At 67.3% G+C, this 18,370-nt stretch carries 14 protein-coding genes and 1 pseudogene; 7 read left to right on the forward strand and 8 right to left on the reverse strand.

Annotated elements, in window-relative coordinates; genetic code table 11:
- The first annotated feature begins 805 nt into the window (after positions 1-805).
- A complete protein-coding gene (locus AWZ10_RS51640; RefSeq protein WP_159058381.1) occupies positions 806-970 on the forward strand; it encodes a hypothetical protein in 165 nt (54 codons plus the stop codon).
- 595 nt (positions 971-1,565) lie between these two features.
- Here AWZ10_RS51640 and tpg read toward each other — a convergent pair.
- From tpg to AWZ10_RS52500, 4 genes and pseudogenes are all read right to left on the reverse strand, one after another.
- Positions 1,566-1,858: pseudogene (gene tpg / locus AWZ10_RS54010) on the reverse strand (telomere-protecting terminal protein Tpg); the annotation flags it as partial.
- A gap of 329 nt (positions 1,859-2,187) precedes the next feature.
- A complete protein-coding gene (locus AWZ10_RS29420; protein WP_159058382.1) occupies positions 2,188-2,886 on the reverse strand; it encodes a helix-turn-helix domain-containing protein in 699 nt (232 codons plus the stop codon).
- 10 nt (positions 2,887-2,896) lie between these two features.
- A complete protein-coding gene (locus tag AWZ10_RS51645; RefSeq protein WP_060892472.1) occupies positions 2,897-3,220 on the reverse strand; it encodes a hypothetical protein in 324 nt (107 codons plus the stop codon).
- A 1,069-nt stretch (positions 3,221-4,289) separates the two neighbouring features.
- The gene (locus AWZ10_RS52500; RefSeq protein WP_167366000.1) at positions 4,290-4,463 is read right to left on the reverse strand and encodes a hypothetical protein; all 174 of its coding nucleotides are present in this window, start codon (positions 4,461-4,463) and stop codon (positions 4,290-4,292) included.
- A gap of 1,475 nt (positions 4,464-5,938) precedes the next feature.
- Between AWZ10_RS52500 and AWZ10_RS29430 the strand changes: the two genes are divergently transcribed.
- From AWZ10_RS29430 to AWZ10_RS51650, 3 genes are read left to right on the forward strand one after another with little or no spacing between them, the layout of a single operon-like run.
- Positions 5,939-6,184 (forward strand): hypothetical protein, encoded by a 246-nt coding sequence (locus AWZ10_RS29430; protein ID WP_060892473.1) that lies wholly within the window; start codon positions 5,939-5,941, stop codon positions 6,182-6,184.
- A complete protein-coding gene (locus AWZ10_RS29435) occupies positions 6,181-6,756 on the forward strand; it encodes an RNA polymerase sigma factor (protein ID WP_079104473.1) in 576 nt (191 codons plus the stop codon). Before AWZ10_RS29430 ends, AWZ10_RS29435 begins: the two co-directional genes overlap by 4 nt.
- Entirely contained in the window at positions 6,753-7,784 is a 1,032-nt protein-coding gene (locus AWZ10_RS51650; RefSeq protein WP_060892474.1) for a hypothetical protein, read from the forward strand. Before AWZ10_RS29435 ends, AWZ10_RS51650 begins: the two co-directional genes overlap by 4 nt.
- Positions 7,785-8,551: 767 nt before the next feature.
- On the opposite strand, the gene AWZ10_RS29445 is transcribed toward AWZ10_RS51650, so the two are convergent.
- Positions 8,552-9,040: a hypothetical protein gene (locus AWZ10_RS29445; protein ID WP_244172581.1), complete on the reverse strand. Its 489-nt coding sequence runs from the start codon at positions 9,038-9,040 to the stop codon at positions 8,552-8,554.
- Between the two features lie 93 nt (positions 9,041-9,133).
- On the opposite strand from AWZ10_RS29445, the gene AWZ10_RS29450 reads away from it, so the two are divergent.
- Complete coding sequence (locus tag AWZ10_RS29450) at positions 9,134-10,063, forward strand: hypothetical protein (RefSeq protein WP_244172582.1); 930 nt, start codon at positions 9,134-9,136, stop codon at positions 10,061-10,063.
- Between the two features lie 2 nt (positions 10,064-10,065).
- Entirely contained in the window at positions 10,066-12,693 is a 2,628-nt protein-coding gene (locus AWZ10_RS29455; protein ID WP_079104474.1) for a DEAD/DEAH box helicase, read from the forward strand.
- A 128-nt stretch (positions 12,694-12,821) separates the two neighbouring features.
- Here the strand turns inward: AWZ10_RS29455 and AWZ10_RS48240 are convergent, their stop codons facing one another.
- From AWZ10_RS48240 to AWZ10_RS29465, 3 genes are all read right to left on the reverse strand, one after another.
- The gene (locus AWZ10_RS48240; RefSeq protein WP_079104475.1) at positions 12,822-15,248 is read right to left on the reverse strand and encodes a serine/threonine protein kinase; all 2,427 of its coding nucleotides are present in this window, start codon (positions 15,246-15,248) and stop codon (positions 12,822-12,824) included.
- Positions 15,249-15,351: 103 nt separating this feature from the next.
- Complete coding sequence (locus AWZ10_RS51655) at positions 15,352-15,510, reverse strand: hypothetical protein (protein ID WP_159058383.1); 159 nt, start codon at positions 15,508-15,510, stop codon at positions 15,352-15,354.
- A 255-nt stretch (positions 15,511-15,765) separates the two neighbouring features.
- Complete coding sequence (locus tag AWZ10_RS29465; protein ID WP_060892477.1) at positions 15,766-16,938, reverse strand: hypothetical protein; 1,173 nt, start codon at positions 16,936-16,938, stop codon at positions 15,766-15,768.
- Positions 16,939-17,127: 189 nt separating this feature from the next.
- Here AWZ10_RS29465 and AWZ10_RS29470 point away from each other — a divergent pair, with 189 nt between their 5' ends.
- On the forward strand, positions 17,128-18,084 hold the full coding sequence (locus AWZ10_RS29470; RefSeq protein WP_244172583.1) for an ATP-dependent DNA ligase: 957 nt from the start codon (positions 17,128-17,130) through the stop codon (positions 18,082-18,084).
- Positions 18,085-18,370 lie beyond the last annotated feature (286 nt).

Here is an 18,370-nt window from a genome sequence, read left to right on the forward strand (position 1 = left end):
CCCGCGGAGCGGGTACCATATCGCTGCGCGATATGCAAGCGAACACCCGCGCTGCGCGCGGGTGTTGCGCTCCCGCTCCGCGTGAGCGCCAGCGGGACGCTGCGCGTCCCGCTCACCCTCCTTGCTGCGCAAGGAGGGTGACGCTCCGTTCGCTGCGCTCCCGGAGCTGTGGGGCCTACGGCCCCGAAGGGGTGGCCTCCGCTGCGCTCCAGCCACCCAGGGCGCTGCGCGCCCAACAGCTGGCCCCGCTGCGCGAGGGCAGCCAACGGGCCTGCGGCCCGAGCAGTAAGGGGGAGACGGTAGCTGGGGTGGGTGACCCTGCATCAAGTGATGCACCATGTGCCTTTGGCAGAACCAGTCCACCCCCTGCTTCAAACCGTAAGCCCGGATCAACTCTGGAACCAGACCCCACCGCTGGCGCACCTCGAAGGTCATTCCTATTGCTAGTCCAGACGATTCAAAATAACTTCTCGGGAACGCGACGCCAGACCAGCTTGGTGCCGCTCGTGCCACAACAGGCCAATATCGGCGTTAGACTGGAACATGAGATAGAGACTGGAATGAACGCGCACCCACTCTAAGCTGCCAGGACGTTCAATCGACAGACTTATTCCCCGAGTAAGACTGACCGCCAGGAGGGCGCGTGGGCAGTCTGCATCGTGCTGCTTGGCGTGTGTGACGGCAGCAGTGGCTAGGGCCGAAGTCACCTGCTTTTGCGCCCGTAGAGTGGACTGCAATTCCGACAGTTGCCACAGTATGGGTAACTCTTGCCAGAGAGCATCTCCCCTATGCAGCGGGTAAGAATATGACTGACAATGAACGGGATCGCTTCTTCGAAGCGTTGGAAGATCAGCGCCTCAAGCGAGAAAGAGCGGAAGCGGCAGAATATCGCACTGCCATCGAAGGTGAAAAAACGATCAAAGGACCGCGTGTATCAGCGGCGCGCCAAAAAGTTTCGCCGACACTATAATTGTCATATCTGCAGATGCCAGACCTCAGGCCCCTTTCGCGGTTCAGATAGCGAGCTAGGCTACGGGCCTACTGAATATTGGGACTACATAGACTGGTCCCGCCCGGAGGACATGTCGTGGTGTCACTACTGCGGTTACTGGGCACACGTAGAGAAGTGCTACAAATGCGGGCGTCAATGCAGCTACGCGCGCCGCGGGGTGGGAACGGATGACCCTCCCGCAGAGATGGCTTGTGTCGAGTGCGCTGAGAAGATCGCTAGGGGAACATCACTCCCCTCTGTTGAAGGCCCACGGCGCCCCCTCTTCGCACCCGCATGGGGTCGCGAAGTCATATGACGTGCGATCGGCTCAGTAGTTCCGTCAAAGCCGTGAGGATCGAAGAAATGGCCAGTGACGAGCGCGGCCGTTCTAAGGCGGGCCGCAAGTGCGCCGTCGTACGGTCCTGGACTACCCGAGCCAGACGATGTCGATGGCGTCCAGCTCACTGTCGGCGTTTTGCCAGGCTCGATCTTGCTGACAACAGGCGTGCCTAGGTGACAACTATCGTGCTTCGGCTCATCGCACTGCCAATCCCTGGCTTCGCATCCGCCTCTGCTACAGGTCGAATTCGACGTGCTCGACGTCTGTGAACTCCACCTCCAGCCCGTGGGCGCGGCGGCCGCCGTCGCGGAAGTACATCTCCCCCAGGCCTTCGGCGGCGATGTCGCGCAACTGCCGCTCGCGCCGGCGTCCTGGGCGTCGAAGAGGCGGGCCGCGTACTGCGGGGGCAGGGCGATGGTCAGGTGACGGATACGGGCGTCATCGGTAGTGCCTGGAGCCGCGGTGAAGCCGAAGCGGGCGCGGGTGTCGACGACCAGGCCGGTACTGGTGGCCGCCCGCTGCAGCGCTGTACGCCCGTCTCCGGGCCTCGCGAGGACGGGCCCGAACCGAGGGGGGCTCAGCGCCGTGACCTGCGCGGACAGCCGACGTGGGCGTGGTCCTGGCCGTGTTGCGCGCCCTCGGTCCGGGCCCGCCGAGCCACTCCGTGCGGGAGGCCGGCCACCCGCCCGCCGAAGCCCCGCACCCCCGAACAGGCACCTCCTGACGGACCGTCACTCATTCCGGGCGAATTCCATCGGTCGCTCGAAACAGGGTTGACGACCTCTCGGGAATTTGGGCGTAAACACGAAACACCCCCGGACAAATACACGCCCGAGGGTGCTCCAAACCGGCGCAATTACGCTGCCAGTTCCTTGCTCTCATTACTGGCATTGATCCGAACGAGCAGGTCCTGGTGGGCCTTGACCCATCGGTTGAGGTCCTTCTCTCTCGATTCGCCGCCTTCTGTTAGCGCTCGTACCGCTGCGCCGAGCCACGGTTCGAGCTCGGCGGAGGTGCGTACGAAACAAGCCTTCAGGAAGGCGATGGCCTGCTGGGGGTCCACGGGCAGGATGTCGCCCTCGATGATGCGGCGCGTGGTGCTGCTGGGCAGCTCGCCCGGCCCGGACATCCGCTCCATCTCGCCGGGCGCGGGGTAGCCGGCCCACATGTGCTGGTGGCGCAGTGCCCGTATGAAGCCCGCCTCGGAGGAGACAAGCTTCGGGTTGGGCGCCTTGTGCACGTAGTACGGCGCCCGCGTCGCCCGGCGCGCCTGGATCCACAACTCCAGGCCGCGGTCCCGGGCGACACCGAGGGTGGCGGCGAACTCCTCCTCCTTGGTGACGGTCACGTTGATGAAGGCCTCGACGGTCTCCCACCTGGGCACCGAGGCGCCGGAGGCCGCGCGCTCGAACGTGGCCTTGGAACGCACGCCGTTCACCCGCTTGGACATCTCCTCATGGGTCAGGCCGGCCGCGGCCTTGCGACCACGCAGGAAGTCGGCGAGCTTCGCGCACGCCGGAACAGTACGGTCCACCGGCTTCTCACGACGCCCCACGGACTCCACCTCAGTTCCCCGAGGTGGAGTAGGCGCGCATGAGGCGGCCGATCCGGCCGGCGCTGCGGCCTCCCGTCCCCGCCACCGCGACGAGCGCGACCCCGATGGCTCCCGCGCCCGCGAGGAGCAGCAGGACCTCACCGATCTCCAGGTCCGACGGGGCGAGGATCGCCGCGGTGGCGATACACACCGAGATCACGAACGCGTGCGGCATGCCGAAGCGGCCGCTCGTGGAGGTGATCTCGCGTATGGGGAACACCGACGCGCTCGCCACGGTGCTCACAGAGATGGCGTCGTTGCCGGACGCCGTCAGCTTGGGGGGCTTGTCGCCCATGAAATTTTCCCCTAATTGTCGTCCGGCGACCAGAAGATCGCCGGGGCCCCTACTTGGCTCCAACCGTTGGTCCCTCCGTGCACTCAGCGGGAGTTGGCGCTCCCAGCACACGAATGGACCTGCTTCCCGCCAGGGTCCCAGCCGCTAGGGCATCAATCCCAGCCGGTCAAACCGTTGGCTCACCAGCGCTCCAAAACTTCGTTCGTGACGGCGCTTACCCCCGATAAGGACATCCGGGCCGTGAACATGAAGCGCGAACAACAGCGAGAGAAGCAGAACGCGCAGGTCACAGCACTACATACCCCCTAGCACGCATCGCGGTTCCGTCCCTAACCAGCTGGACGAAAGCTTCTCTCCCCATTGAGGCGTGACCTGCGTTGACCTGCATTGATTCATTTCCGCGCCGTCTGTCGCCCGTACCGATCTCCCTAACCAGGGAGACTCGTCATCACAAGCTCAGGCCTGAGGTTTCGGGCCCGAGCCAACCCTGATTGCTACTGGCTCCAACCGTGACGCACAGGGAAATGGGTGGAGGTGTTGGCGCACCGCCCCACGTGAAGCCGATCGCCGATGCCCTCCAGGCCGGCATCGGCTTCACCTGCATCCGCACCCCCACACGTCGCCGCGCGCGGGAATCGACCCCCTCCAGCCCCCGTCCGTGTAGATACACAGGCGTCCTACCTGTAGCTACACCGGAGAGGCGGCCAACGTGCCGCCGGTCAGCAGCCCATGGCCGCGCACGGCCCCGCCGACGCGCGCCGCGCAGGCCCTCCGTTCCGCCGATTGGGGTGCACAAACCGGGAGTCGGGTTCCCGACTCCCGGTTTGTGCACCCCAATCGGCGGAGGACCCTGCTCTGGTCGCCTTCGTGACCACGACCGGTCTTTTGGTCCTCCTGGAGGAGAAGACCGGCCTGTTGCAGTAGAACGTGATCTCCCGCTCGAACGGCGACGGGGCGGTCCTCGCCTGACACCCCCCGGAAACCGCGTGCGGCAGTGCGCGACCCGAGTGCCAGCGCCGTGCGTGGTCGGGGCTCCCCGCTGCCCCGACCACGCACGGGTAGAGCCTGTTCACCGGGCGAGGATCGCGCCGACCAGCGTGGCCATGACGGCCACCGCGCCGAACGCGGCGCCGAGCGGCTGGCTCCACGACGGGTGGCGGTGGACGACGTAGGCGACGCCGGCCGCGAGCAGCACCACGACAACGACCAGGAGCAGCGCGACGAGCAGAGCAAGCGTGGACACGGAACAGTTCCCCTCGGGGTTCGGGCACGCCCCCAGACGGGGCGCGCGGATGGTTAGGCAGTGCAGGGGCGGAACTCCCTTGGCCCTTGGTTCTGGTACTAGGAGGGGCGGGCAGCTGTGGCTCAAAGGGCTCGGCGCGGGGGTTAGCCCCGCAACCCCGCTCTGACCAGCCCGTTCACGGCAAATGCGGTCCTGGTCACAGGGCATGCAGGCGCGGCGGGTGACGTCGACCCTTCTCCCCGCCGGATCTCCCATTCAAGGCTTCTGACCTGGGAAAACGGGCGGATTTAGGACTTGAATGGGTGCGGCCGGTCCAGTAGGGGATCTCCTCGTACGCGTAGAACCGCCGGCCCGGTAGCGCCCGCTGCGGTGACGGACCACGGTCCCGCCGTGCTTCGCCGCATCCCGAGCGTTAAGAGCCCCGGTCCCACCGGACGGACAGCGCAGCACCATGCCGCACCACCCGGCGTACAAGGGTGCGAACCGCAGGGCAGGTCCAGGCAGTTGCCCTCCAGGGCAAGCGAGGGCGCCCTGGAGAGCGCCATACAGGGCGACGTCAGAGGCTTGGTCAAGGGGTGCCGGACGCGCCGACTACTTTTCTGGGAGGCCCCCCTGCGGGCAGGCCCGGCCCGGTTCCGCCGGGCCCCGGCACTCCGCTCGGCCCGGGCAGCACCGCCGCCAGGACCACGGCCTGGTGCTCGCCGAAACTCGCCGCGTCACACGCGGCGCCGATACCGATCCCGCCGCGCCTAACCTGCGCAGCAAATAGGCTGTTTCCGCAGGTCAGAGCCTACCCCCCTTTAGCAAGGCGCGCCCCCCGTGCGCCTTGCTAAAGGGGGGTAGGGCGCGTGCCGTCTGGTGCCCGCCCCAACCAGACGCGCTATGCGGCGATCTGACGATCTAGCGGACCACGCCCTGCCCCCGGGGGCCAAGGATGGAGCGAAGGTGCGGAAGACGGCCGTACAGCCGCCCCGCCGAGGCTGCCGCGCGACGCAGCCGCCCCCAGGCGCGCTGCGCGCTGATCCCGTCGCACCCTGAACTCCGGCTGCACCCGCGATGATCGGGCGATGACCGACCGTCGCCCGCTGGGCACCAGCCCCGTCCGCGCCGATGCTTCCCGCACACGAGACACCGACCCAGCCACGCGCGCCCAGCTCGCCGCCGAACGCCCGCCGTCCCGGCGACCAGGTAACGCATCTGCGCACCGGCCGACTTGGGGATGGGGCGGGCGCGCGGCCGGGGGCGCAGTCGGCCGGGAGGCCGGGCAGGTCCCTGTCCTTCACGGGGCGGGCGGGCGGCTGCTCCTGGTGCTCGTCGGCGTCGACGGCTCGTTCTCAAATCCGGGAGACGACGCCAGGCTGAAAGCCCGCCGGAAAAGATTTCCGGCCCCGAGTTCACGATCAAGGCTCTTCCGGCCCCTTAGCTCACGACCGGCCCCGAGGCCGCGCCCGTATGAGGAAGAGGGGGCCCTTCCGATGGACCCGACCACGACCGCCATCGTTTCGATCGTCACCGTCAAGGCCTTCGCGCTGCTGGCACTCTGGCTGCGTCTGCGCTGGCGGGCACGCCGCGACCAGGACCGGCACCGCTACCTCCTCGGCATCACCGAGAGGACAGCGGACAGCGGCCGGGTCGAGCTGGACGACCAGCACGAAGACGGCCACCGCCTGCGCGTGACGATCATCCGTACTCCGGTCCACGGGGAGGACCAGGCACCGTGAACACCCATGACCCGGCAGACGGCACCGACCGCCCAGCCACCGCACCCGCAACCGTCGGCCTACCGGGCCAACACCACCGCGCCCGCCAGCAGTCGGACGAGGAGTTCTCCGCCTTCTACCGCACACACATCCGCCCCCTCGTGGGCTTCCTGGTCAACCTCGGCGCCGGCGTGCAGAGCGCCGCGGACATCGCCCAGGACGTCATGACCGACGCCTACCGCAACTGGACCGGCATCACCCACCCCAAGGCGTGGGTCCACACGGCCGCCTCCCGCACCCTCGTCCGCAAGATCGCCTCCGTCGAAGAACCCGTCGAAGACGTACCCGAACCCACCTCCCTGCTACCCCGCCCGGACGCCATCGCGGAATGGGAGACCCGCCACGACGCCCTTCTCCTCGTACGCACGCTGCCCCCGCGACAGCGCCAGGTCCTGGCCTGGACCCTGGCCGGCTTCACCCCCACCGACATCGCCGGCCACCTCGGCCTCACCGCCGAAACCGTCCGCGCCAACCTCATGAAAGCCCGCCGCACCGCAGCCGGCCGCCTCAACGCACGGGAGGAGGAACAGTGACCGACCACCGAGCACACGACCCACACGACCAGGCCGTAGACCACTGGCTCACACACCACCAGCAGGCCCTGACCAGCGCACTGGACGACATCCTCGACACCGAAGCCGGACTCCGCGAAATCCTCATCCACTCCCGCCACGACACCGCCGTGGACGACCTCGCCACCGTCCTCGACACCGAAGCCGGACTCGCCGCCATCCTGCCCCCCACACCCCAGCCCGCTGACCCGTCGCCCAGCGCACACGACACCCCCCACGACCACACCCGCACACACGAACTCCAGGCCCTCAGCCCCGCAGACCGCATGACCCTGCGCAACCACCCCGACGTCAAACAAGCCACCCGCGCCCTCAACCACGCCCTCGCCACCGACCGCATCGACGCCCCCGCCCTCGTTCTCGTCCTCGCCCGCGACCTCGCCATCGACATCGACCACGACCTCGGCCACGCCCGCGACCGTGACCTCGCCCTCGACCACGCCCGCACCCTCGACCGCGCCCTCGACCGCTCCCGCAACCTCGGCTACGCCCTCGGCCACGCCCGCGCCCGCGACCTCGACCTCGCCCTCGTCCTCGTCCTCGAGCTCGCCCTCGACCTTGAGCTCGCCCTCGACCACGCCCGCAACCGCGACCTCGACCGCGCCCGCGACCGCGCCCGCGACCTCGACCGCGCCCTCAGCCTCGTCCGCGCCCGCGCCCGCGCCCGCGACCTCGCCCGCACCGTCGTCGATGTCCGTACCGCCGAGGTCCGCAGGGCCATCGGCCTGGCACTCGACCGGGACACCCCCGAACTCGACGCGAACTCGCTGCACACCCTCCTGCACGACTTCACCACCGCCGACCTGCGCGACGCCGACCTGACCGGCACAGACCTCAGCGGAGTCCGCTGGTCGGAACACGGCACACAATGGCCACCGATCATCGACATCGAAAACCTAAAGACCCGATCCGACGAAACCCCACCCGGCAGCGGAACCTGGACCATCCGCTCCGGCACCGCAACCATCCGCAACCTCGCCGAACTATGACCCCTTGCGAATCACAGAACACGCAAGTCAGGCACGTCCACGCCAGCCCAAGATGCCGCCACCCGGCACCTGCCCGGTCTACTCCCGGGCAGCTTCGGCAGCACGCCGACGGTCGCTGAGACAGGCTCCGCACCCCCGCCGACCGTCAGACCGACGTCCGGACAGACGGAACTCCGCCAGCGGCACACCCACCTGACGGCCTCCATCCGGCGGCACCCCTCTTCCCACTCACGCCGGGCGCGCTCGAGTCCGGCCGCGCCTTACGACGGGCCCCCACGCGCACCGAGTAGGCGCGGAAGTCTCGGGGTTGTCCACCGTGCACATCCGGCGTTGAGCGCCCTCCGGTGCGCCAGGACGTCCCGCGCCGTTCAGCCTGTTTGCCATGGGCCGGTGTCGTGTTCAGGAGGTCGTGCGGCGGTGCGCGGGCGAGAGGCTCGGCGACACAAACAGCTGAGTTCAGCGAATAACGACCGGACAGTCCGGAAATTTTGTGACCGTCAGCGATACTGCGCAGAGATCGCTAAGCAAGAAAAAACCTTCACGATCCCCGCCTTTCGCTCTAGATAGCGAAAGTCGGGGGAATTATATTTTGCCGATAGGTGAAATAATTCACTGCAAGATCGTCAGGGAGCTGCACGAGGATGCCACGCTGATAGACGATCACCCGTTGCGTGGTCGTGTGTTGCCGTACCCCCGAGCCCTCTGGGCAACGACGCGGTCTTCGATCGACTCCAGAGCGCTGTGGCTGGACTGGGCGTAGTGGGCTGTCATGCCGCGGCTGCCGCGGCTGCCGCGCTGGCCGGTCCGAAGACGTCGTCGAAGTGGTGCGCTCGTTCTGTGCGTACGAGGTGGAAGGCGCCGCTGCGGTGGCGTAAGGCATGGGCGGAGTAATGGCTGACCTCGGCCGGGGTGAGGACCTTGAGGTCGCCGAAGACGTAGTACAGCGGGGTGGGTGCGTGGGCCGCGGTGAAGAGAAGGCCGGCGTTGACGGTGTCTTTGCTGATGGCGTAGCGGTCGGTGTCGGTGCTGGGCATGCGGTCTTTTGCGTCGATGGTGATCAGGTCGCTGCCGCGGGCGGCGATGAGGTCGGGGAAGTGCCGCAGGGCGGAGCAGGTGCGGCGCAGGGCGTCCCGCACGGCGGGCGGGTAGGTGCCCTGTCCGCAGGGCTGGACGGTCCAGCCGCGGGCGCGCAGAGCGGCCGCCACCCGACGTTCGTGCGCATCGCCTATCGCTTTGCTGTCCTGCCACTGCCTCACCGCGGTGCCCCCTCGAGTAAGCTCAGCAATCCACATGAGTGATACGAAGCGTTCACTGTTCGTACTACCCATCCGGTGACTATGATGCTCCTCATGGCGGCATACGTTGACCCACGCTTTCGTCCCACGCTCTGGCCGGGAACTCCTGTGCCGACACCGCAGTTGATACCTCTTAGCGGGGCGCGGGCCGACGGCGAGTGGATCGTCTGGACCCCGCAGGCCCGTTCCCGCTCGCACACGGTCCCCGTGCCGGAGGACTTCTACCTGCGCGAGTTCATGGAGGTCAACCCCGAGGACCTCGACGCCGTGGCCGCCTTGATGCGCACTTACGGACACCTCGGCGGCAGCATCAACACCGGCAGCTGGGACGAAGACGAGTACGAGCGGCTCAAGGAGCTCACCGGGCGCGAACACCCCCGCGCGCCGTTCGTCCTGCACGGCGAACTGGCCACGCTCTACGTGACGGAGGCCCAGGCGGCTATCACCACCTGGCTGGCCCTGCGCCGCGAGGGCGGGCTCGACGCGCTCGTCGAGCCCGAGGTCTCCGAGGAACAACTGGCCCAGTGGCGCGCCGACAACAGCGACCAGGATGAGGCGTGGCCGCGCGACCTGGACCACCTGCGCGAGCTCACCCTCGAATTCAAGATCACCCACCTGGAGGGTGAGCTGAACGGCGCGCTGGAACCGTTCAGTATCGGCATCGGCGGCCTGGATGACCGTTACCCCACCATCCTGTCCGTGGCGTTCCTCCAGCTGTACAACCACCTCGCCGAGGACGCGACGATCCGCGAGTGCGCGAATGAGACCTGCCGCCGCAGCTTCGTACGCCAGCGCGGGCGCGCCGAGTACGGGCAGAACCGCACCAGTGGCATCAAGTACTGCACCCGCGAGTGCGCCCGCGCCCAGGCGCAGCGGGAACTGCGCCGGCGTCGCAGACAGCAGACCCTGCCGCTCCAGCCGCCGCCGGCCGAGGACCCGATGCCGCAGGACGGCCCGGAGCCCGTCGGCCGGGCGGGAGACTAGCGATGATCAGTCTGCGGGAACACCAGGCGGAGGCCGTCTCGCGGATCCGGAAGTGGGCGGGCTTCCCCCTACGGTCGTTCACGCCCGCCCAGGGGCTGCGTGGCACGGTGGTCTCCGCGACCGGCTCCGGAAAGACGATCACGGCCGCGTGGGCCGCGCTGGAGTGCTTCCGCAGCGGGCGGATCCTCGCCATGGTCCCCACTCTCGACCTGCTCGTGCAGACCGCCCAGGCGTGGCGCAGGGTCGGCCACAACGGGCCGATGGTCGCGGTGTGTTCGCTGGAGAAAGACGAGGTCCTGGAGCAGCTCGGGGTGCGGACCACCACCAACCCCATCCAGCTCGCCCTGTGGGCGGGGCACGGGCCTGTGGTGGTGTTCGCCACGTACGCCTCTCTCGTGGACCGCGAGGATCCCGAGGATGTCACGGGCCGGGCGAAGGTACGCGGGCCGCTGGAGGCCGCCCTGGCGGGCGGGGAGCGGCTGTACGGACAGACAATGGCTCCGTTCGACCTCGCCGTCGTCGACGAAGCCCACTCAACCGCCGGTGATCTGGGGCGGCCATGGGCGGCGATCCACGACAACAGCCGCATCCCCGCCGACTTCCGGCTCTACCTGACCGCGACCCCGCGCATCCTCGCCTCCCCCCGCCCGCAGAAGGGCACCGGCGGCCAGGAGCTGGCCATCGCGACGATGGTCAGCGACCCCGACGGCCCCTACGGTGAATGGCTGTTCGAGCTCGGGCTGTCGGAGGCCGTCGAGCGGGGCATCCTCGCCGGGTTCGAGATCGACGTCCTGGAAATCCACGACCCCTCCCCCGTCCAGGAACCGTCGGAGGAAGCGCTGCGCGGGCGGCGCCTGGCACTGCTGCAGACCGCCCTCCTGGAACACGCCGCCGCACGCAACCTCCGCACCGTCATGACGTTCCACCAGCGGGTCGAGGAAGCCGCCGCGTTCGCGGAGAAGATGCCGCAGACCGCGGCCCGGCTGCACGCGGCCGAGGTCTCCGAGAAGGCCCTGGCCGACGCGGACGCCCTGCCGAAGTCGTCGATCGACGCCGAGTTCTACGACCTTGAGGCCGGCCGCCACGTCCCCCCGGAGAGGGTGTGGTCGGCGTGGCTGTGCGGCGACCATCTCGTCGCCGAACGCCGGGAGGTCCTGCGCCAGTTCGCCGACGGCATCGATGCCGCGGGCCGCCGAGTACACCGGGCCTTCCTTGCCTCCGTCCGGGTGCTCGGCGAAGGCGTCGACATCGTCGGCGAGCGCGGCGTGGAGGCGATCTGCTTCGCCGACACCCGCGGCTCCCAGGTCGAGATCGTCCAGAACATCGGCCGCGCCCTGCGCCCCAACCCCGACGGCACGAACAAGACCGCCCGCATCATCGTGCCCGTCTTCCTCCAGCCCGGCGAAGACCCGACCGACATGGTCGCCTCCGCCTCGTTCGCACCCCTCGTAGCCGTCCTCCAAGGTTTGCGCTCCCACTCGGAACGCCTCGTCGAGCAGCTCGCCAGCCGGGCACTGACCAGCGGGCAGCGCAAGGTACACATCCAGCGCGACGAGGACGGGCGGATCATCGGCACCACGTCCGAAGGCGAGGGCGGGCAGGACGAGACCGAGGGCGCGGTGGAGTCAGCGCTGCTGCACTTCTCCACCCCGAGGGACGCGATGACGATCGCGGCGTTCTTGCGCACCCGGGTGTACCGGCCGGAGTCGCTGGTGTGGCTCGAGGGCTATCAGGCACTGCTGCGCTGGCGGAAGGACAACCACATCACTGGCCTGCATGCCGTCCCGTACGACACCAAGACCGAGGCTGGCGTAACCAAGGCGTTCCCCCTGGGACGCTGGGTCCACCAGCAACGGCGCACCCACCGCGCCGGCGAACTCGACCAGCACCGCAAGGAACTCCTCGACGAAGCCGGAATGGTGTGGGAACCCGGCGACGAAGCCTGGGAAACCAAACTCGCAGCCCTGCGCTCCTTCCACCGCGCCCACGGCCACATCGCCCCCAGACGCGACGCCGTATGGGGCGGCGCCGACAGCGAACTGGTGCCGGTCGGGGAGCACATGGCCAACCTCCGCCGCACCCACGGCCTCGGCAAAAACCCCGAACGCGCCGCAGCCCGCGCGGCACAGCTGACCGCGATCGACCCCGACTGGAACTGCCCCTGGCCCCTGGACTGGCAACGCCACCACCGCGTCCTCACCGACCTCGCCACCGACGAACCCGACAGCACCCTCCCCGACATCCAGCCCGGAGTGCAGTTCGAAGGCGACGACCTCGGACGATGGCTCCAACGACAGACCCGCGACTGGTCCCAGCTCACCAAGGAACAGCAGCGCAGACTCTCAGCGCTGGGCATCACACCCGCCGAACAGCCCGCACCGGCCACCGCAGCCAAGGGCACCGGGAAGGCATCAGCCTTCCAACGCGGCCTCGCGGCCCTCGCCCAGTGGATCCAGCGCGAGGGCACCCACAAGGCAGTACCGAGAGGGCACATCGAAACCGTCGTCGTCGACGGCCAGGAACACCAGCACAAGCTCGGCGTATGGATCTCCAACACCAAGACCCGCCGCGACAAACTCACCCACGACCAGCGCACCGCACTGCGGGAACTGGGCATGCAGTGGGCGTAGAGAACGAGCACAGGAGCCAGAGCCGATTAGCACCAACCGATCGCACACAAAGATTTGTTGTCTCTCGCCGAACAGGCCGTCGCACCTCAAACTTAATGCTTATGAAAGTCAGAGATCCCATTCTTCCATTAATTCCCCGTCGTCCTTTTTCGAGTAATCCCCGCCCTGGAGCGTTCGCATCGCGTCACAATTTCTTCTAGCTCGGGCGCCTGGAAAAGGCTTCTGTGCGTCCGAGCGAAGACTTCGATGGCGCGCTGTAGCGGTTGCGTAGCGCCTCCACGGCTGGGCGTGGCAGGCTCAGCCAACTCCTCGAAAAGGTGCAATTCCCTCTCCTTCATATCGAATGCAAAGTTGCTGATCTCTTGAAAGTAGCGTGCGAAGCGAGCAGATATCGTTCGGCTACTCACGTTAACGCCGACCGCGAGTTGCTCTGTCGTATAGTGACCTTCGGACAACAATGCCCATAGCTTTACGTCTATGCGACTGGCAAGGATGTTACTGATGAAGGAGCCAGTCCCGTTGCCTCTCTCAGGAAGGTAGTTCCGCAACGAATTCGGTAACCGGCCAGAGGCAATTTCATCAAGGGTCTGAATCACTCTCGGATAGCCGTGCTCTGGGCTATCGTCTTTGTAACTCCAGCCGACGATGATCTGCCCCTGCCGAGGGGGAGGCAAGAGCTGGCAGACGGCAAACGGGAAAAGAGCTGAACCGACCTCAGACTTGGAAAGCCCAATAGCCTTAGGGCCGTTACGGTTGATCAGAGTATCGAAGACGGATAGGCAAGTCCGGCTCCGGCCAGAGCGCTCAAAAGTGACATCGACGAGGACCACGTCGATCTCTGGGTGGGCATCGAGATAAGCATCAAGGCGCATGGGATCGGCCAGACTGGCCAGATGGAACCTGTCTTCGTCTCCGGGCAGGTTAGAAATGAAATGTTTGAGAGGCGAGAGTGCAGTGACCTCATTGTCATCAAGCGCGACAATATGCATGCGCTGGCCTGCGCCTCCAGTTCGGACGTTATCCGACGTTGCGCTGAAAGGTCTCGGGCGTACTGCGGATTCTTCGGCGAGTTGGGCATCCTCGACGAGGTATGTGACCTTCTGATCCTCCACGGCGCCATTGTCGCTGATGATGTTGAAACGGGCATCGAGATCTTCCAGCCTTGTCTCAGGCCGTCCTGTGAACGTTCCGTCTGTGTTCGCGACTGCGGGCGGTGAGGAGTGGCGGGTGGCCTTGCCCGAGACAGCTGAGCGGATCCGGTGGTCAACGCGGACGTCGTTAGCTAGGGAAGTAAAGTGCCGCGCGCAGTTGGGGTGATCGCGTAGCGCTCCAGCGACCGACGCAGCAGCGTCACCTCCCAAGGTCCGCAGCCAGGGCCTGATCTCGTCCTGGGAACGCCACTGATCCCATAGGGCGTCCCAGGCGAACGCGCCATTGCAGCACTCTTCCAGCAGGTGCAGCTCAGCGGCATCCGCTGCGTGCCTTGCAACGGCCAAGAGCCACAGGATGACGGCAGCGACCTCTCCTCGCTCCGGTGGCCGGTGTGTGCCCAGCAGTTCAGCCATCGCACGGACGATCTCCACTGCGCGCGAAGGATCAGCCATCAGCGCCGGCAAGAGTGCCTCCGGAGAGACCCGGAGGAGTACATCGCAGTGCAAGGCGGCGTCGTCGGGGTGGGCAGCGGCCAGGGCCACCAGTTGCTCCGGCGCGTCAGGTACTGCTTCGCCTATGCCCTCCAAGGAGTCGCGGAGCGTCTCACCGCGGACCACCGGTGGTACGGGCGGTGCCTCGGTCTCCTGGGCGACGAGGTCGAGGAACGCCTGCACCGTGGGCGGCCGACGGCCGGGGTCCTTCCGTGTGGCCTCCCGGACGACCGCACGCCATGGCCCGGAAGCCGGTATCAGGGGAATGTTCTGCAGCGGGTCCTTGCCGGTGACAGCCCAGCCGATCAGCTGTCCCAGACTGTAGATGTCAGTTGGCGGGCCAGCGCTGTGGGCGTTGCCACTCAACTCGGGGGCGGCGAAGCCTTTGGAGCCCATGTTCATCCCGACCTTGGTGCGCTGCGCGTGGGTGGTCATGCCTGCGGGACGGCGTGCGATGCCCCAGTCGGCCAGGACCCATCGTCCGTCGAGCCGGAGTACGTTGGACGGCTTGATGTCCCGGTGCACCCACCCTTGAGAGGCACCCTGTTCATGGGCGTCGTGAGCGGCAGACAGCACGGAGCACAGACCGTTCACCAGAGCCCGCAGAGCAGTCGGGTCTTTGAGCTCATCTCGGCATTCCGTGGCAGTCTCCTTTGCCACCGGCATGACGAACCAGGTGCTGTCGGGACCGGAGTCCCAGACCGGCATCGCATGCGGGTGGCCGTTCAGGAAACGGCCGACCTGAATCTCACGTGCCATCCGAGCTTTCTTGGAAAGGGCCGGGTTCTTGCCGTGCAACTGCTTGAGGACAACGGGCGTGCCAGTCTCTTTATGGGTCGCATAGAAGACGTCGGCCATTCCGTCCTGATGGCGGTGGAAGGGCAGCGTCTCGCAGGCGTAGTCTTTTCGCACACCCCGCGCCTCGTACGGCGCCGCGCCCGTGTGAGCAGATCTCCTGCCTCTGTCCTGCGGAGCGGTCTCATCCCTACTCACATGCTCCCCCTCTCCCAAGGTCCTACTGGGGCTTCCTCTTGAACTGGAGGATCTTGCGCTCGCCGACCGAGAGCTCGAACTCCGTCAGCGGCGGTCCGCTCTGCGCCGGCAGTTCGGCGCTGACCACGCCCGCGCCAACTCCCGTGTGAGCAGCGCCTTCTGTGTTGTGATCCCCAGACATGCGGCGACCGTACCGGTTGCACACAGTTCGGTACACATCGCCTTGCGTAAAAGGATCCCACTGTCACCCACGGCGGTGCGGCAGCTACGTCGGCCCCTGCTCCGGCTGCCAACGCGCCACGCTCCGGTGGACTGCACCTGTGCCAGTGCCCGCGACAGTTGGGGGCCCGCCATGCGCCTCACCAGCACCCGTGCGCGGGGCTGACCGCTGCGCCCGCAGTTCAGTGAACCGAGGGCGCCTCGCCGTTCGCCCTCCTCAGGGCGTGGTGGCTTCCACCGGCTCTTCGTTGCCGTCCGCGCTGCGAGAAGTCTTCTGCCACCAGTTCAGGAGACAGCCTCTGACGAGGTAGCCGAAGGTGTGGAGATTCATCGGCAGGTCCTTCGAGAGCCACGCGGCATTACCGGCGGCTGCCGCGAGGGACGAGGGGCGCTCATCCGCTGTCGTCGTTCCATGGCCCCCAAACGGCACCTGGCACAGCGGAGAGGGGAAGGGCACACCTCCATGCAGCCGCTCGGACCGGTACTCGTACACCTTGCCGACTGCCTTCCTGAGCTTCGACCAGGACCAGTCGACCTGCGCGTAAGCTTCGGGCCGCTCCGGCGGCGGCCCGGGGTGATGCGTCTTGACGAAGGACGTGAAACGGGCGGTGGCTTTCACGATCCCTACGAGATCTGCAGCCACTGCTTCGAGGTGCGCTTCACCCCCTGCTTCGAGCAGCTGCTTCGCCAGGGCCGGCTTCTCCTGGCGGAGCAAGTCGGCAGGGGAGACACCGCTGAGCGCTTCGCGTCCGGCGATCACCTCAAGCGCGGACACAAGGAAGAGCCAGGCGAGTTCGGGATCGGTGTCGGCCACCCACAGGGCGTCGCGGAATTGGCGAGCGGCCCGGACCAGGGCTACGGCGTCTTCGCGGTCCAGCGCAAGGTACCGGTCCATCCAGCCGTCCAGGGACTCCATGCCGATCTGCTCGGGCACGGGGTAGATCGGGTGCTCGGTCGCCGTCCATTCAGGGACGCGGTGGCGCAAGAACTCCGGGGTTCCTCTGGAAGCAGTGTCTGTGAAGCGCCGCACCTGGCCGCCGGATCGCAGACGTATTCCGGCAACGAGAGACAGCACGCACGCGACCTCGTCTTCGAGCGTGAGGTTCAGCCAGGCGGTGACGTCGGTCTTGTCCATCGGCTGCACGTCAAGGGGAGGAAAGTGATCATCCAGGTACAGCGCCAGCACCGGAGCAAGGCGCCCTTTCTCCGGGAAGCCAAACGAGTTGGTCAAGACGTAGGGATGGCAAGCGAGCTCCCTGTCACCCGCCACCCGGGTATCGGAGTACAGCAGGAACTCAGCTCCCCTCATACGCTCGCACCCGCGCTCCACGAAGTGCCGTGCGTTCCAGCTCCACGGTGCCGAAACGTCGAACACGGTCTGTTCATCCATGGAGGCAACGGTGACGGCAGCAGCACCTCCTCCACAACGTATTTGATCGTGTGCTGCTCCCTCTCATGCTCATGCGCGCCACTGTGATCGGCAGGTATCGGCTCGGAGATCGGCCACCTGACTGACTCCATCCGCAGCCGCCCTGCGAGGTGGAAAACATTCCAGATGTCATGGACTCTGCCGGAGCCGATGCTCACCGAGACAGTGCGCAGTCCCGCCCTGCCTCCACGGTCGGCTGCGGAGCCGAATTGGGACGGCTTCCGGGCCGCCCTGTCGGTCGACGGCGGCCAGGTCGTGCTGCGCTCACGGCGCGGCACGCCCATGGCGGCTGCCTTTCCGGAAGTGGTGGCCGGTGCTGTGCATCTGCCGGACGCCACCGCGCTGGACGGCGAGCTGGTCGTATGGGACGCCGCAGGGCGCCTCGCGTTCGAGCGGCTGCAGAACCGGCTCGCCCGGCGTGGTGCCGGGGCGGCCCGGGCGGCACAGGAGTGGCCGGCCCACTTCGTCGCGTTCGATCTGCTGCGCCTGTCCGGGACGGACACCACCTCTTGGCCGTATCGGCGGCGCAGGGCCGCGCTGGAGTCCGTGTTCGCCGCCCGCCGGCTGTCGGCGCCATGGGCGCTGTGTCCGTCGACCACCGATGCCGACGTCGTGCGCGAGTGGCTGACGTGGGCGTCGGTCGGGATGGAGGGAGTGGTCTTCAAGAGGCTCAACGACGCCTACCAGCCCTCGGTGAGGGGCTGGCAGAAATACAAGGTCCGCGAGACGAGCGAGGCGATCGTCGGCGCGATCACCGGTTCCCTGGCTGTTCCCCGCACGCTGCTGCTCGGCAGGTATGACGACGGTGGGCGCTTTCAGTACGTCGGTCGCACCACCACCCTCGCCCAGGCGGCAGGTGCGACGGTCGCCGGTCTGCTCGCTGCGGGGCGGCGCGGTCATCCGTGGACAGGCTGGTCGTTCTCCGCCGGGTGGGGCAGCCAGGAAAAGCTGAACGTCACGCTGGTGGAGCCCGAGCTGGTGGTGGAAGTAGGCGTCGACGTCGCCCGCGACGCCTCCGGCCGGTGGCGACATCCCGCCCGCTGGCACCGCGCGCGCCCCGGCCTCTCCCCCGCCGACGTCCCCCGCCTGACGTCACCGCCGCACTGACGGCGGCCGGGCGCGGCGGCTCCGCCGACGCGCAACCGGCTGAGCGCGCCCGATCCCCGGCTACGTCCGGCCGCCCATCCCGCCCTCCCTCATCCTCAACTCCAGCCAGGGCATGGTCGAAGGGGGCCGCAACGGGGATGTCAGCGGCCCGACCACGCCGAATGTCCCTGTTGACCTGGGCGGCCTTCGGAGTTCTGTGGAGGTCGGCGCAACATCTACCGCAACACATGGCGCAACCTCTAGCGCAACACTTAGCGCAACACGGGGCCTTATCGGGTGAAGCGGC

Source organism: Streptomyces europaeiscabiei, assembly GCF_001550375.1.
In the GTDB taxonomy this organism is placed as follows: domain Bacteria; phylum Actinomycetota; class Actinomycetes; order Streptomycetales; family Streptomycetaceae; genus Streptomyces; species Streptomyces europaeiscabiei.

Coding starts and splice junctions, on each gene's coding strand:
- AWZ10_RS51640 (WP_159058381.1), top strand. CDS start 806: ATGACTGACAATGAACGGGATCGCTTCTTCGAAGCGTTGGAAGATCAG.
- AWZ10_RS51645 (WP_060892472.1), bottom strand. CDS start 3,220: ATGGGCGACAAGCCCCCCAAGCTGACGGCGTCCGGCAACGACGCCATC.
- AWZ10_RS29430 (WP_060892473.1), top strand. CDS start 5,939: ATGGACCCGACCACGACCGCCATCGTTTCGATCGTCACCGTCAAGGCC.
- AWZ10_RS29450 (WP_244172582.1), top strand. CDS start 9,134: ATGGCGGCATACGTTGACCCACGCTTTCGTCCCACGCTCTGGCCGGGA.
- AWZ10_RS29455 (WP_079104474.1), top strand. CDS start 10,066: ATGATCAGTCTGCGGGAACACCAGGCGGAGGCCGTCTCGCGGATCCGG.
- AWZ10_RS51655 (WP_159058383.1), bottom strand. CDS start 15,510: ATGTCTGGGGATCACAACACAGAAGGCGCTGCTCACACGGGAGTTGGC.
- AWZ10_RS29465 (WP_060892477.1), bottom strand. CDS start 16,938: ATGGATGAACAGACCGTGTTCGACGTTTCGGCACCGTGGAGCTGGAAC.
- AWZ10_RS29470 (WP_244172583.1), top strand. CDS start 17,128: ATGCTCACCGAGACAGTGCGCAGTCCCGCCCTGCCTCCACGGTCGGCT.